Origin of the sequence: Sphingobium nicotianae, assembly GCF_018603885.1 — a bacterium.
GTDB classification, from domain to species: domain Bacteria; phylum Pseudomonadota; class Alphaproteobacteria; order Sphingomonadales; family Sphingomonadaceae; genus Sphingobium; species Sphingobium nicotianae.
Genome location: NZ_JAHGAW010000001.1, coordinates 55,667 through 71,234, shown reverse-complemented (window position 1 = coordinate 71,234; position 15,568 = coordinate 55,667). Strand labels below are relative to the sequence as shown.

The 15,568-nt window shown below is 64.0% G+C and carries 11 protein-coding genes; 1 reads left to right on the top strand and 10 read right to left on the bottom strand.

The window, feature by feature from the left end; all coding sequences use genetic code 11:
* Window positions 1-175: 175 nt before the first annotated feature.
* The 9 genes from KK488_RS00330 to plsY form a co-directional block, all read right to left on the bottom strand.
* Window positions 176-1,393, bottom strand: coding sequence for a T6SS phospholipase effector Tle1-like catalytic domain-containing protein (locus KK488_RS00330; RefSeq protein WP_214621154.1), 1,218 nt, complete (start codon window positions 1,391-1,393; stop codon window positions 176-178).
* Window positions 1,394-1,475: 82 nt separating this feature from the next.
* Complete coding sequence (locus KK488_RS00325; protein ID WP_214621153.1) at window positions 1,476-2,213, bottom strand: 3'(2'),5'-bisphosphate nucleotidase CysQ; 738 nt, start codon at window positions 2,211-2,213, stop codon at window positions 1,476-1,478.
* Window positions 2,210-4,138 carry a sulfate adenylyltransferase subunit CysN gene (gene cysN / locus KK488_RS00320; RefSeq protein ID WP_214621152.1) on the bottom strand — a complete coding sequence of 643 codons (1,929 nt, stop codon included), beginning with the start codon at window positions 4,136-4,138 and terminating at the stop codon, window positions 2,210-2,212. The genes KK488_RS00325 and cysN overlap by 4 nt, the downstream gene beginning before the upstream one ends.
* 117 nt (window positions 4,139-4,255) lie before the next feature.
* Window positions 4,256-5,161 carry a sulfate adenylyltransferase subunit CysD gene (gene cysD / locus KK488_RS00315; RefSeq protein ID WP_214621151.1) on the bottom strand — a complete coding sequence of 302 codons (906 nt, stop codon included), beginning with the start codon at window positions 5,159-5,161 and terminating at the stop codon, window positions 4,256-4,258.
* Between the two features lie 136 nt (window positions 5,162-5,297).
* The gene (locus tag KK488_RS00310; protein ID WP_214621150.1) at window positions 5,298-7,307 is read right to left on the bottom strand and encodes an amidohydrolase family protein; all 2,010 of its coding nucleotides are present in this window, start codon (window positions 7,305-7,307) and stop codon (window positions 5,298-5,300) included.
* Between the two features lie 133 nt (window positions 7,308-7,440).
* The gene (gene topA / locus KK488_RS00305) at window positions 7,441-10,005 is read right to left on the bottom strand and encodes a type I DNA topoisomerase (protein WP_214621149.1); all 2,565 of its coding nucleotides are present in this window, start codon (window positions 10,003-10,005) and stop codon (window positions 7,441-7,443) included.
* Between the two features lie 61 nt (window positions 10,006-10,066).
* Window positions 10,067-10,228 carry a hypothetical protein gene (locus KK488_RS00300; protein ID WP_214621148.1) on the bottom strand — a complete coding sequence of 54 codons (162 nt, stop codon included), beginning with the start codon at window positions 10,226-10,228 and terminating at the stop codon, window positions 10,067-10,069.
* A gap of 29 nt (window positions 10,229-10,257) precedes the next feature.
* Window positions 10,258-11,346 carry a DNA-processing protein DprA gene (dprA, locus tag KK488_RS00295; RefSeq protein ID WP_214621147.1) on the bottom strand — a complete coding sequence of 363 codons (1,089 nt, stop codon included), beginning with the start codon at window positions 11,344-11,346 and terminating at the stop codon, window positions 10,258-10,260.
* Complete coding sequence (gene plsY / locus KK488_RS00290) at window positions 11,343-11,942, bottom strand: glycerol-3-phosphate 1-O-acyltransferase PlsY (RefSeq protein ID WP_349356830.1); 600 nt, start codon at window positions 11,940-11,942, stop codon at window positions 11,343-11,345. The genes dprA and plsY overlap by 4 nt, the downstream gene beginning before the upstream one ends.
* 188 nt (window positions 11,943-12,130) lie before the next feature.
* Here plsY and KK488_RS00285 point away from each other — a divergent pair, with 188 nt between their 5' ends.
* The gene (locus KK488_RS00285) at window positions 12,131-12,862 is read left to right on the top strand and encodes a ParA family protein (RefSeq protein WP_250889952.1); all 732 of its coding nucleotides are present in this window, start codon (window positions 12,131-12,133) and stop codon (window positions 12,860-12,862) included.
* Window positions 12,863-13,181: 319 nt separating this feature from the next.
* Here the strand turns inward: KK488_RS00285 and KK488_RS00280 are convergent, their stop codons facing one another.
* A complete protein-coding gene (locus tag KK488_RS00280) occupies window positions 13,182-15,476 on the bottom strand; it encodes a putative bifunctional diguanylate cyclase/phosphodiesterase (RefSeq protein WP_432653829.1) in 2,295 nt (764 codons plus the stop codon).
* Between the last annotated feature and the right edge of the window lie 92 nt (window positions 15,477-15,568).

The window sequence follows — 15,568 nt, the reverse complement described above, 5'->3', positions numbered from 1 at the left end:
GACATGGGAAACGGCTGCCCCACGCTGGCATCACCCACATATTCCCCCGGATTCCATCAGATTGGAATGAACGACATTCGATTAAGCATCTGATTTATATATTATCAAAGGGCGTCCATGGGCGTTTTACGGCCCCTCTCTCACGGGTCAAACGCGGCTTCGATTCCCGCAGGGGTCACCAGCTACCACCTTCGACCACATGGTCGGCCGGCAGATTGGGCGGCGATGCTCCATCCCTCGCGATCCGTTCCGCCACGGAGCCGTGGATCATGGCACCCTCCGGTATCACGCGCCGCTCGAATAGCGGTAGCGTCCATCCGAACAACGCGGGGCGGCGCGAAAGACGCGAACGCCTGCGCGGCACGAACTCGAGCAGGGGCCATAGCCCCGTCATCGTGTGATGCGGTTCCCCGAGCGGATCAGGTTTGACGTAGCGCTGGTCGGCGCGCTTTCCGAGGACGACGGCATTCACTGTCCGCGTCACATAATGAAGCCCGGTCGGCCCGGTCTGCTCGATCATCCATTCGAGCGGCACTTTGCACAGGCCGCTCTCGAGTTCGGGGTAGCCGCCGCCGACATCGCCATGGACGCCGGCAAACCAGACTTCCCGTACGTCCTGTGCAGGAGCATCGGTCGACTTGAACGGACCGGCCCAATACGGCGCGCCGACCGGCCAGAGCTGCGGCGTGAACATGGTCCGCCGTTCATCGATCGCCACGGCGTGGCGCACTGCCTCGACGCTGGGATTATGCCGAGTATAGGCATGCGAGCGTAATCGCGGCCCCTTGGGACCGCTCTCGATCACCGAGGCGACGGTGTCGAACAGGCCAAGCAACCGGATCGGCGGCCTATCCGGGCGCAGCACACGCTCGTAGAGGCGCACCTCGGCAAAGTTTCTGGCTTTGTCCGTCCCTTCTTCGCCCACCCCGGGCCGCTCCTCATCATCATCCGACGAGCGACGGCTGCCGACAAGCTTGTATGCGCGATAGACATAATCGAGCAGGTTGAGGTTGCGCCGCTCTATCAAGCCGACCGCATTGATGAAGCCCGCGAGCACTCGCGCCGTGTAGGCCCCCCGGCTGAAACCGAAGAGGTAGATGCGGTCGCGATCCGCCCCACCCCCGCCCCGCTCATAGTTGTCGACCAGGAACTGATAGGCCTGCTTCACATTGCGATCGAGACCCCACCCTGTGGCCAGGCCCCAAAACTCCACGATGCGCGGCCAGAGGCGACCCCAGCTATCCGGCACACCGAGCGTGCCGACGCCGGGATCATAATAGACGAGTTGCCGGTCGCTCTTCTCGAGCATGCCATAGAGCCGCAGGATGTTCGTGCGGTCCTCGGTTATCTGGTTGGACGTCCCGTCGAACAGGATGACGATATTCTTGCCCATGATCCCCCCTGACTATGGTCTTCTGGGGCGTCCCTGCAATGGAACCTATCGCATTGGCAGGGCAGTGGGCAAATCCATTCCATCAGCCGGCGGCCTCGCGCACCAGCGTCAGCACGCGCCCGACATGCTCTGGCCGGCAGATCAGGAGATCGGGCAGATAGACGTCTTCCTGATTGTAAATGAGCGGTGAGCCGTCGATCCGCGAGCAATGCAAGCCGTGCGCAAGCGCGACGGCAACCGGCGCGCAACTGTCCCATTCATATTGGCCGCCCGAATGCAGATAGATGTCGGCCTCGCCCCGAATGACCGCCATGGCCTTAGCCCCCGCCGATCCCATCGGGATCAGCTCGGCGCCCAGCTTGTCTGCCACCATGATCGCTTCCGCAGCGGGGCGGGTCCGGCTCACGACCATGCGCAACAGTTCGGGGGCAGGCGGCACGATGAAGGGCTGGTCCGAGCGCAGCACCGTATCGAGGCCCGGAAGCGCCACGGCGCCAACCGTCGCGATGCCATCGATTGCGAGCGCGACATGCACGGCCCAGTCAGTGCGCCCCTCCTCGCCATATTCGCGCGTGCCATCGACCGGATCGACGATCCACACGCGCGATTTGGTGAGGCGCGTGCCATCACACTGGCTCTCTTCCGACAGCAGACCGTCCTCGGGACGTTGCTCGCGCAGCGCCGTTACCAGGAACTGGTTGGACGTCTCGTCGCCGGCCTTGCCGAGCGCCTTCCCCTCGAACACGCCCGAGGCCCGCACCTCCAGCAGGAGCTTGCCCGCTGCCTCGGCGAGTTGAGCGGCAAGTTCGGCGTCGTTCACAGGTCCGGACTCCACACGCCCACTATCCGCTCGACAATACGGTCGGCTGCCTCTTCCGGCGTGACCTTGGTGGTGTCGATGCGGATCTCCGGCCGCGCCGGTACCTCATAGGGGCTGTCGATGCCAGTGAAGTTCTTGAGCTCCCCGGCCCGCGCCTTCTTGTAGAGGCCCTTCACGTCACGGCTCTCGGCCTCGGCGAGCGGCGTATCGATGAAGATCTCGATGAACTCGCCCGCCGGCAGCATCGCCCGCACCATGTCGCGCTCGGCGCGGAACGGCGAGATGAAGGCGGTGATCACGATCAACCCGGCATCGGCCATCAGCTTGGTAACCTCGCCGACGCGGCGGATATTCTCGATCCGGTCCGTCTCGGTGAAGCCGAGATCCTTGTTGAGGCCATGCCGCACATTGTCGCCATCGAGCAGGAAGCTGTGGCGGCCGAGCGCGTAGAGCTTCTTCTCGACGATGTTAGCGATGGTCGATTTGCCCGAGCCGGAGAGGCCAGTGAACCAGAGCACAGCCGGCGTCTGCCCCTTTTGCGCGGCATGGGCGTCACGGCCAATGTCGACCGCCTGCCAATGCACATTCTGCGCGCGGCGCAGAGAAAAGTGCAGCATTCCAGCGGCAACGGTGGCGTTGCTGATCTTGTCGATAAGGATGAAACCGCCAAGGGTACGATTATCGGCATAAGGCTCGAACACGACCGGCTTGTCGGTCGCCACCTCGGCGACGCCGATGGAGTTCAGCTCTAGCGTCTTGGCAGCAAGATGCTCCAACGTGTTGACGTTGATCTCATATTTCGGCGCCTGCACGGTCGCCGAGACCATCTGCGTGCCGATCTTGAGCCAATAGGCGCGCCCGGGCTTCATCGCCTCGTCCGCCATCCAGACGACGGTCGCTTCGAACTGATCGGCAACCTGGGGCGGACTGCCGGCATTCGCGATGACGTCTCCGCGCGAACAGTCGATCTCGTCAGCGAATGTTAGCGTGACCGACTGGCCGGCAACCGCCTCGTCGAGATCGCCATCGAGCGTCACGATCCGGCTCACCGTGCTGGTCTTGCCCGAGGGCAGCACGCGGATCGCGTCGCCCGGCTTGACCGAGCCGCTGGCGATCAGGCCGGCAAAGCCGCGGAAATCGAGATTGGGGCGATTGACCCACTGCACCGGCAACCGGAATGGCTTCGTCTGATCGGCGCTGTTGTCGACCTCGACTGTCTCGAGATGATCGATCAGCGTCGGCCCGGTGTACCAGGGCGTGTTGGGCGAGAGCGTGATGATATTGTCGCCCTTGAAACCGGAGATCGGCATGGGCACGAAGCTCTTGATGCCAATGTCACGCGCGAAGTCTGCATAATCCTTGACGATCGCATCGAACAGCACCTGGTCATAGTCGACCAGGTCCATCTTGTTCACCGCCAGCACGATGTGGCGGATGCCGACGAGTTGGGCGAGATAGGAATGGCGGCGTGTCTGGGTCAGCACGCCCTTGCGCGCATCGATCAAGATAACGGCAAGATCGGCGGTCGAGGCGCCGGTCACCATGTTGCGGGTATATTGCTCGTGGCCGGGCGTATCGGCGACGATGAACTTGCGCTTCTCGGTCGAGAAGAAGCGGTAGGCGACGTCGATGGTAATGCCCTGCTCGCGCTCGGCGGCGAGGCCATCGACCAGCAGCGCGAAATCGATCTCCTGCCCCTGCGTGCCGACGCGCTTGCTGTCCGCCTCCAGCGCCGCCAGCTGATCCTCGAAGATCATCTTGCTGTCGTAGAGCAGGCGGCCGATCAACGTGGACTTGCCGTCGTCCACCGATCCGCAGGTGATGAAGCGCAGCATCGACTTGTGCTGATGCTGCTCCAGATAGGCGTCGATATCCTCCGCAATGAGGGCTTCGGTCTGGTAGATAGGTACCTGCACTTCGCTCATTTCAATCTCGTCATCCCAGCGAAAGCTGGGATCTCCATCGATGTTGGACCAGACCGCACTAGGCCCCGGATCAAGTCCGGGGTTGACGCTTCGGAACGCTTCGCATTCCGTGGCGCGTCAAAAATAGCCCTCCTGCTTCTTCTTCTCCATGCCCGCGCCGCCGGCATCCTTGTCGATCGCGCGGCCCTGGCGCTCGCTGGTAGTGGTCAGCAGCATTTCCTGGATGACATCGGGCAAGGTCGCCGCCTCGCTCTCGACGGCGCCTGTCAGCGGATAGCAGCCCAAGGTGCGGAAGCGGATCGAGCGCATCTGCGGCGTCTCGCCGGGCAGAAGCGGGAAGCGCTCGTCATCGACCATCAGCAACAGCCCGTCCCGCTCCACCGTGGGGCGCGGGGCGGAGAAATAGAGCGGCACGATGGGCACGTCGTTGAGCTGGATATATTGCCAGATGTCCAGCTCGGTCCAGTTGCTGATCGGGAAGACGCGGATGCTCTCGCCCCGGTTCTTGCGGGCATTGTAGAGGTTCCACAGCTCCGGGCGCTGATTCTTGGGGTCCCAGCCGTGGCTAGCCGTGCGAAACGAGAAGATGCGCTCCTTGGCGCGGCTCTTCTCCTCGTCGCGCCGCGCGCCGCCGAAGGCGACGTCGAAGCCGTACAGGTTCAGTGCCTGCTTGAGCCCTTCCGTCTTCCACATGTCGGTGTGCAGCGGGCCATGATCGAACGGATTGATCCCCCGCTCCTTCGCTTCCGGGTTCTGGTAGACGAGCAGCTCCATGCCGCTCTCCTTAGCCATCCGGTCCCTCAGCTCGTACATCGCCTTGAACTTCCAGGTCGTGTCGACATGGAGCAGCGGAAATGGCGGCGGCGAGGGATAGAAAGCCTTGCGCGCGAGATGCAGCATCACCGCCGAATCCTTGCCCACCGAATAGAGCATCACCGGCTTTTCCGCTTCCGCCACGACCTCCCGCATGATGTGGATGCTCTCCGCTTCCAGGCGTTCGAGATGGGTCAGCGTACGGGTCATTCGGCGTCCTGAATAGCGTGGTGGGCGCGCATGGCGCCGCCATCATGTAGGGGCGCTGCTAGCTCAGCCCAATGTCACACGCAGCAAGCTTTTGCTACGATGCGCGACACTTTGTCTTTCCTCCGCCGTGGCTTGATCAGTGTGGACGGCCGGAAAAGCCCGCCGCGGCGCGCAACGCATCGGCATCCATCATCCTGCCGCCCATCATCACGACCCGCGTCTGGCGCAGCGCGCTGACCGACTGGGAAGGATCGCCCTCGACCAGCACGAGATCGGCGGTCTTGCCTGGCACGATCGATCCCGTCGTCTTGTCCACGCCGATCAGGCGCGCCGGCGCGATGGTGGCGGTCGACAGGGCCTGGGCCGGGGTCATGCCCGCGGCCACATAAAGCTCCAGCTCGCGGACCAGCTCGATCCCGCTGCCGTCGGTGCCGGCAACGATCGGCACGCCCGCATCGAACAGCTTCTTGATCAGCACCAGCATCATCGTGAAGCTCTTGCGATAGTCGGCGCGGGTCAGGTCCTTCGGCACGGCGAAGCCGCCGGTTTTGTAACTGCGCTCCACCGCTGGCGGCAGCGTGCCCAGGAACGGCGTATAGGCGCCGATGACCTCGCCATTGTCCGGCACGTAGAGGCCCTCGAAGGCGACGGCAGTCGGATCGTTGGCGATCTTCTTCGCCGCCATGGCGTGGATGATCTCGCTCATCACCGGGCCGTTGAGATCGACATCCTTGGCGTAGCGCCCCGGCCCCTCGAAGCGCGCGATGCCATTGTCGGAGGCGATCACGTCGTCCGGCATCGCCTGCATGATCACCCAGTTGATGTGGGTGATCTCGTCATAGCCGTCGCGGATAGCATCCATCGGACGCATGCCCTGAGGGATATGACCGTGGACGTGCAGCCCCAGCCGATGCGCCTCCGCGATCGTATTGGGCATCCAGACCGGATTCATCGTCCCGTAGAATTTGACGCCGGTGAATCCGTTTTCCTTGGCTTTGCGGACCCAGGCGATGGCCTCCTCCTCGCTGGTCGCGACGTTGGCGACCTGCGCGGTGTTCGGCCCTTTCCCGTCGATCAGCGAGGAAGGATAGACATTGGGCATCAGCAGATCGCCCTTCGCGGTGCGCTCGCGGCGATCGATGGTCAGCTTGTCGTCATTGCCCGGATCGCGCACCGAGGTGACGCCCAACGAGAGCTCCTGAATTCCGGTATAGTCTCCGCCGACATGCATATGCGCGTCCCACAGGCCCGGGACGAGCGTCTTGCCCTTGCCGTCGATGATCTGCGCCTTGGCCGGGACCTTGACCTTGCCCCATGGCCCCGCCGCAACGATCTTGCTGCCCGAGACGAGCACGGTCTGGTCGGCGAGGAACAGCATGTTGTCCGCGTCATAGGTCTTCACATGGGTGAAGGCGACCGGGCCGGCCGGCGTCGTGATCAACGACCTTGCGAGGGCCGGCATCTGCGCGGACAGCGCCCTGGTCTGCGCCGCGTCGAGCCTTGCCTGCTCGCCCTCATAGCCCGCGGGCAACCAGGCGAGGAAATTGCTGTAGCCGAAGAAACGCCCGTCCGCGTCCGTCCAGACCGGGAACGGCGTGTTGAAGAGCCCGGTGATCGACCAGCACACCACCGTCTTCTTCTTGTCGCCCTCGCCGATCTCGATCGTGGTAAGCTTCTCGGCCTTGGCCTTGCCCCCCGGCAGCAGATCGAGCGTCTTGTCGGGCTGCGCGAGGAGATGCTGGACGAACGAGGCGAGCAGTGACACCGGACCGCCCTGGCTCATGTAGAAATGCGGCGTCCTGACCTTGGTGGTCCCCTTGTCGACGGGGCTCGTCCAATTCGCAGAGCCATTCTTGAGCGCATAGGTCTCGGCCGCGTCGCCCTGCGGCGTCGTTCCCCGGATGGCGATGGCTGTGGGTGGATTGACCGGATCGTCGGTTTCGGCGCTGTCGATCTCCCAGATCTGGCCGCGCAGGTTCAAGCTCTCGCGGCCCATCTTGCGGCCATCGGGCGCGGTCCAAATCCAACTCTCGCCGTGCTGGCCCCCGGTCGAGACGATCAGGTAGTGGACGGCGTCAGCGGGCGGGTGGGCGAGTTGATCCTTCGGGACCTGGGCGAGAACGCTCGACGCGAGCAGCAATGACATGGCGCATGGCAGCAAACTGATCGGTCGCATGACAATCCCCTTCGGCCGGCGGACAGGCTGCGACAAAGCGTGCGCGAGCGCAAGGCGCCACGAACCACCACCGTCATCCCGACGCAAGCAGGGATGACGACTTCTATCCTGCCGCCTTCTTCGCCTTTAGCGCCGCCTTGGCCTTGGGTTTGGGTTTGGCTGCGGTTTTCTTCGGCGCCGTTTTCTTCGCTTTGCCCTTGCTCTTCTTCGCCGGCGCGGCCGCTGCCCGCGCGTCGATGAGCTGCGCCGCTTCCTCGAGCGTCAGCTCTTCTGGCGCAATCGTCTTGGGCAAGGTCGCGTTGGTCGTGCCATCGGTTACATAGGGACCGAAGCGGCCAGCCATCAGCTTGATCTCCGCCTCGGTGCGCGGATGCGCGCCCAGCACCTTGAGTGGCTCCGTGCCACGCCGCGCCCCGCCGCGATTGGCGGCATCGGCGAGCTTGGCGACGGCGGCATTCATGCCGGTCTCGAACACCTCGGCGGTCGAAGCGAGCCGGGCATATTTGCCGTCATGCGCCAGATAGGGGCCATAGCGTCCGATGCTCGCCGTGATCGGCTTGCCGGTGTCCGGATGATCGCCGACCGTGCGGGGCAGCGAGAGCAGCTTCGCCGCCCAGTCGAGCGTCAGTTCGCCGTCCGGCAGATCCTTGGGGATCGAGGCGCGCTTCGTCTCGTCGCCGCTGACCGTCTCGATATAGGGGCCGAAGCGCCCGGCCTTGCGCAGGATCGGCTCGCCGGTCTCGGGATGCTTGCCAAGTTCCTCGGGACCGTTCGATTCCGCCGCGCCATCGCTGCCGCCGGGCTGGCCGAACTTGCGGGTATATTTGCACTCGGGATAATTGGAGCAGGCGATGAACGCGCCATAACGGCCGCCGCGCAGCGACAGACGCCCCTCCTTGCAGAGCGGGCACAGGCGCGGATCGCTGCCATCGCCCTTGTCGGGGAACAGCATTGGCGCCAGGAACTCGTCGAGTTGCGCGGTGACTTCCGAGGGCTTGAGCTCCATGATCTCGGCGGTCTTGGGTTTGAAGTCGCGCCAGAAAGCCTCGAGCACCTGCTGCCATTGCGCCCGGCCGCCGGAAATCTCGTCGAGCTCGTCTTCCAGACCGGCCGTGAAATCATAAGCGACATAACGCTCGAAGAAACGCTCCAAAAAAGCCGTCACCAGCTTGCCGCTCTCCTCGGCGAAAAAGCGGTTCTTCTCGATCCGGACATAGTCGCGGTCCTTGAGCGTCTGCAGCGTCGAAGCATAAGTCGACGGGCGGCCGATGCCCAATTCCTCCAGCCGCTTGACCAAGCTCGCTTCGCTGTAGCGCGGCGGCGGCTGGGTAAAATGCTGCTCGGCGCGCACGGCCTTTTTCGCCGGCTGATCGCCCGCTTTCAGCAAGGGCAGCAGCTTGCCATCCTCATCTTCGGCGTCATCACGCCCTTCCTCATAGAGCGCGAGAAAGCCAGGGAAGAGCACGACCTGCCCCGTTGCCCGCAACGCATGCTGGCCCGTGCCGTCAGTCAGCTCAATGCTGGTCCTTTCCATTCGCGCGGACGCCATCTGGCTCGCCAAAGCGCGCTTGAAAATGAGATCGTAAAGCTTGGCATGGACACCAGAGCCGACCGTCTGCCGGGTGAACTCGGTCGGGCGGATCGCTTCATGCGCTTCCTGGGCATTCTTCGCCTTGGTCTGATAGACGCGCGGCTTGTCCGGCAGATAACCAGCGTCATAACGATCCGCGATCGCCTTGCGCGCAGCCGAGATGGCGCTCGAATCCATCTGCACGCCATCGGTGCGCATGTAGGTGATCGCACCGTCCTCATAGAGCTGCTGGGCAACGCGCATCGTGTCGCTGGCGGAGAGGCCGAGCTTGCGTGCGGCTTCCTGCTGCAGAGTCGAGGTGGTGAAGGGCGGCGGCGGATTACGGGTCGCGGGCTTGGTCTCGACCGACGCGACCGTGAAGCGCCCGGCTTCGACGTCGGCCTTCGCGGCGAGCGCATCGCCCTCCTTGCCGATCGTGAGACGATCAACCTTCTCGCCGCGCCAGCGCACCAGTCGCGCCTCAAACCCCTGTCCGCCCTGCTCAAGATCGGCCGCCACCGACCAATATTCCTGCGGCACGAACGCCTCGATCTCCCGCTCACGCTCCACAACGAGTCGCAAAGCCACGGACTGCACGCGCCCGGCCGATTTGGCGCCGGGCAGCTTGCGCCAGAGCACGGGCGACAGCGTGAAGCCGACCAGATAGTCCAGCGCGCGACGGGCGCGATAGGCGTCGATCAAATCCGTATCCAGCTCGCGCGGATGCTTCATCGCCTCGGTAATCGTGGCCTTGGTAATCGCGTTGAAGGTGACGCGCTCGACGTCCTTGGGCAGCGCCTTCTTCTGGCGCAGCACTTCCTGCACATGCCACGAGATCGCCTCGCCCTCGCGATCAGGGTCAGTGGCAAGGATCAGCCGGTCGGCCCCCTTGGCAAGATCGGTGATCGCCTTGAGCTGCTTGGCCTTGTCGCCATAATTTTCCCAGGCCATCGAGAAGCCGTCGTCGGGATCGACCGAACCATCCTTAGGCGGCAAGTCGCGGACATGGCCGTAGGACGCCAGGACCCGATAGTCCCCTCCCAGATATTTTTCGATGGTCTTGGCCTTGGCCGGCGATTCGACAATGACGAGTTGCATGGGGCTTTCGGTAACCTTCCTCACGTGTACGCGCGAGTGTGAAAGCGTCGACCGAAGAACGTCAAGCCTCCGAAATCTCCACCTCAAGGGACAGCGCACTCAAATGCCAGACGGCAACGGCGACGACATAGCGAGTAATGAAGGCGGCGAACGTCAGGCGATCGAGTAGAATCAGGCGACCGGTCTCCTTGAATATCGCCGCGGATTCGCGCACAACCGTCACGCTGATCGCGGCGGTGCATATTTGTCCGGTCAGGATAGGCTGACACGCCCGCCGGCATGCCGGCGGAGATGACCGGCAATTTCCAGCTCCAGCAGTGCGGTCTGAACCAGTGCCGGCGCAAGTCCAGACTGGCGGATGAGTTCATCGACCGAGACCGGACTGAGGCTGAGCAGCGCGCGGACTGCTCGACGCTCCCTGTCCGCCAAATCGGAAGGCAGCTCCCCGGCATAGGGGCTGCAGGGCGAGCGCAAGGCACGCTGATCGATCGCACCGATTGCCTCGATGATGTCGGCGGCGCTCTGCACCAGGGTCGCGCCTTCTCGGATCAGACTGTTACACCCTTGCGCGCGGGGATCGGCGGGAAAGCCGGGCACGGCCATCACGTCCCGCCCTTCCTCTCCGGCAAGCCGCGCCGTAAGCAGCGAACCTGAGCGTGGCGCCGCCTCGACCACCACCGTGCCGAGGCTCATCCACGCGATAATTCTGTTGCGCGCCGGAAAATGCCGGGCCAGCGGTTCCGCCCCCGGTGGCAGTTCGGTAAGGAGCAAGCCTTCAACGGCGATGCGCTCTTGCAGTTCGGCATTCTCCGGCGGGAAAACGACATCGATGCCCGATCCGATGACCGCAATCGTCGACAACGGTCCGGCGCCGTTATGCGCCGCGGTGTCGATCCCTCGTGCAAGCCCGGAGACGACCACTATGTCGACCGCCGCCAGCCCATGGGCCAACTCACGTGCGAGCCGGACGGCGGCCGCAGAGGCATTGCGCGCGCCAACGATCGCCACGCATCGCCGGGCCGCCAGTGCCATGTCGCCACGCAGGATCAGCGCGGGTGGTGCACCGTCCGCCTCCGCGAGCAGCGGCGGATAGTCGGGTTCGCCAAGGAAGCAGTAGCGGGCGCCGAGACGATAGACACGCTCGCATTCGGCCTCGACGGCGCGCCGGTCAGCCGCACGGAATCCCAGCGCCCCTCCACGCGCGGAAAGATCGGGCAAAGCGTCCAGAGCCGCGCTCGCATTGCCAAAACGCGCCAGCAATTGCCGGAATGCCACTGGTCCCACATGGCGCGTACGGATCAACCGCAGCGCGTCGAAGCGACCGGCCGTCAGCGCGCTCATGCTTCTTTTGACGATCCCACGCGTGGCTCTTCGCCGCGCAGCAGCCGTGCGATATTCGAGCGGTGCCGCCAAACCACGATCAGAGCCATGATGGCGAAAGGCGTCGCGACTACCGGCCCGCCAAGCATCAACGCCGCTAGCGGCGCGCTGACCGCAGCGCTCATTCCGCCCACCGAACTGATCCGACTAAGCCCGAAGGCGCCGAGCCAAACAACCGCGAAGATCAGGGCGATGATCCAGTTCAGCGCCAAGGTCACGCCAAGCATTGTCGCCACGCCCTTACCGCCCTTGAAACCCAGCCAGATGGGATAGCAATGGCCGACGAAAGCCAGAACGCCGCAGATCGCCCCGCCATTGTCCGGCAGAAGCCGGCTACCGATCAGGACCGCCAGTGCGCCCTTCGCGCCGTCGAGCATCAGGGTCGCCGCAGCCAGTTCCTTGCGGCCGGTCCGCAGCACATTCGTCGCGCCGATGCTACCCGAACCGATGGCACGCAAATCGCCCGCTCCGGCAAGTCGCGTCAAGACGATGCCGAAGGGGATCGATCCCAGAAGATAGCCGATCGCCGCAATCAGCGCCGGAAGCTGCCATTCCACGAAATCATCCTCCCAAGTCGCGAGAGGCCCTTGTTGCGCGGCCTTCGCGATGGTTGCAAGTCCGGAAAGATCCCGATCATGGCGGGACGCGGCAGGCCCATTCCACCCCATTAGCGGGAGAAGGAGATTGAGTGCTTGTAACGGAGATGACGCAGAGTCATCACATGGCGATGTCCGGCAAGCAAAAAATGAAGACGATCGCAATCTACAGCCTCAAGGGCGGCGTCGGGAAATCGACCTTCGCGGTCAACCTTGCATGGGCATCTGCGTCGCGCTCGGCCCGGCGGACCTTGCTGTGGGATCTCGATCCGCAAGCCGCGGCAACCTTCCTGCTCGCCCCGGAAGCCGACGCGCGTGACGCCGCCCGCGCCGTCTTTTCACGCAGCGTTGACCCCATGGACCTGTGCCGCCCGACCACGGTCCCGAATCTTGAGCTGCTTGCCGCAGATACATCGCTGAACGGGCTCGAGCGCCTGCTGTTCGAGTTGGGCAAGAAGAAGCGTCTTTCCAAGCTTCTCGAAAGTCTCGAGAAGAATTATGACCGGGTGCTGCTCGATTGCCCGCCGGGCCTCACCGAGACCGCCGAGCAGGTACTCCAGGCGGCCGATCTGCTGATCGTCCCGGTCGTCCCCTCGCCGCTGGCCCGCAAGTCGCTCGACGATCTGGTCGAGACGCTGGTCCGGCGGGGCGGCAAGCATCCGCCCATCCTGCCGGTCTTTTCCATGGTCGACCGGCGGCGCAAGTTGCACGCCGCCGCCATGGACCAGTACCCGGAATGGCCGGCCGTGCCTTATGCCAGCGTCATCGAGCAGATGGGCGTACGGCGACAACCGCTCGGCGCTTTCGCCGCACAGAGCCCGTCCGCCGGGCAATTCGCCGCCATCTGGGCTGCGATCGAGCATCGCCTCGCAAAGGACTGATGCTCTGGGCGGCGTGGACACATTCAAGTCAGCGCCATGTCTGCCTTGATGAAGGCAGGTCTGAGGGCAGCGCAGCTTGTCCCTACGCCGTCGCGAAATCGGGGCTGTCCCATTGGATCGCGTTAGAGCATGACGATTCGGGGCATGCGATCCTCGGGCTCTTTCTTATCCTGAATACAGCAGCATGCGGGCAGGCGTCCGGCCTGCATCGTTGCTCATAGTGTGATCCTGGCGTGACCTTTGGGCAATCCAGACCGACCGGCTTGGCAAGATGGCTTGCCAAGAACCACCGCTCTAATCTGTCCACGGGACCTGGCGCTCAGGCGACCTGGCTGTTGGGATCAATGAAGAGGCCGAGCGCATCGGCTGCCGGCATGGGGCGGCCGAAATAAAAGCCCTGGATCTTGGTGCAGCCAAGCGCGCGGATGATGTCGTGTTCCGCTTCGGTCTCGACGCCCTCGGCCGTCGTTTCCATCTCCAGGCTCTGCGCCATGGCGACCACCGCATGAATGATCGCCAGGCTTTCGCGCTGGTTGCGTGCCGCGCCGCTGACGAAGCTGCGATCGATCTTGATCGTGCTGAATCGACTGCGCGACAGGTAGCCGAGCGAGGAATAGCCGGTACCGAAATCATCGAGGGACAGACGGACGCCGAGTTTCATGAGCTTGTCGAGAAGCTGCGAGACACCTGTCCCTTCGCGCAGGAATACACCCTCCGTCACTTCCAGTTCAAGCCGCTCCGCTGGCAAGCGGCTGTGCGCCAGAGCCGATACCACCGTCTCCAGAAACTCGGCCTCATAGAGCTGCTCGGCCGACACGTTGACCGAGACCCTGACGTCGTCGGGCCACTGCGCTGCTTCCTGACAGGCCGTTCGCAGCACCCAATTGCCGATCGAGGCGATGAGGCGGGTGTCTTCGGCCAGGGGGATGAACTTCACCGGTGATATCGGTCCTAACTCCGGATGGGTCCAGCGCACGAGCGCCTCGAAGCCCACAACCTCGCCCGTGTCGGCGGTGACGATCGGCTGATAGAGCAGGTGCAGCTCGTTCTTGCCGAGCGCCTCGCGCAGGGCGATCTCGAGCGTGCGCCGTTCCTCGGCATCGGCATGCATGGCCGGCGCGTAGCGCAGATGCTTACCCCGCCCCGCTTCCTTCGCGCGATACATGGCAAGATCGGCGCTGCGGATCAGGGTCTCGGCGTCGGTGCCATCGTTCGGCGCGGTCGCCGAACCGACGCTGGCGCCGATGAACAACGTATGATTGTCGACGACATAGGGCCGCGAAACCGCCTCGATGATCGCCAGCGCGAGCTGATCGATATAGAGCGCCTCAGGCGCGTCGCGGATGATCACAGCGAACTCGTCGCCGCCCAGGCGCCCGCAAATCTCGTTCACCGAGCAGACCGTCCCGATACGCTCTGCAACCTGCGCAAGCAGCCGATCGCCGACGAGATGGCCCAGCGTGTCATTGACCGACTTGAAGCGATCCAGATCGATCATCAGGAACCCGCAGCGTGTGTGCCAGCGGGAAACCTGTTCGATCGCAACGGCCAGTTCTTCGGTGAGATGAAGGCGATTCGGCAGGTTGGTGAGCATGTCATAGCGCGCCATCTGCGCGATGCGCTCCGACGAGACCTTCTGCACGGTGATGTCCGAGCCGACGCCCCGGAAGCCCAGGAAAACGCCCTTTTCGTCGACGCGCGGCGACGCCGAAATCTCCCACCAGCGCTGCTGCTCGTTGACCACGACCGGCAGCACGAGGCCCGAGAACGGCGCGCGCAGCTTCAGCTTCTCGGCCAACTCGTGCAGCGCGGGATCGAACCGGCCGCCTTCCCAATCCGGCCCCGCCAGCACTTCGAGGATCGATCGCCCTTCAAGCTCGTCCGCGCTCAGTCCAAGCATCCGCGCGAAGGACGGTGACACGCCGGTCAGCCGGCGCGCAATATCGGTCTGCCACAGCGAATCCGCCGCATCGATGTCATGCTCCTTGAGCAGGAGGCTGACGACCTCACGCTTCTCCGCAAGCAGCTTGTTGGTGGTGAGTTGCACACCAAAGAGATGGGCTTGCCGCAGACTAGCGCCGAGCAACAGCATGGCATAGCTAGTGACGATCGCCGCGAGCAACGGATCGGCATGCTTGAGCATCATCCAGAAGGCGCCCGCGCCAACGGTGATGATGAAAGAGGCCGATGAGAGCGGCGTCGCCTGATGGGCGATCGCGACGGCCGCCATCAGACAGCAGGCAATCGTCCATAAGGTGACGATCTCGGATGGTCGCGCAGCGCTGGTCAGCAGCACCATCGCCATGACCCATGCGACCCCCTGGAGCAACGCCAGCATACCGTGCTTGAGAAGATCCGAGCGTGTGGCCGTCGCATAATCGGACGCGGCGGCGGCGCGGCGCAGCTGGAATGCGGGCAGATAGGCGGCCAGCACGAGAAGAGTCCACGACGCGAGCATCCAGCCCGGCACATGAACCAGGAACCGGAAATTGACGAGCACGGCCGAAATGGCGGCCAACGCGGCGCACAGGCCGAGCATGCGATCGGACGCACGCAGCTGGCTACCATGAACGAACTCGACATGCTCCGCCGGGAGGCGTCGCAAGCCGGTCAAAATGGCGAGCGGCAACGTCTCAGGAAGGGGCTCTGCCCGCTGGGTCTGAGGCGATGCACGGTTTATCACGCATCGCTGATAGGACAGTCGAG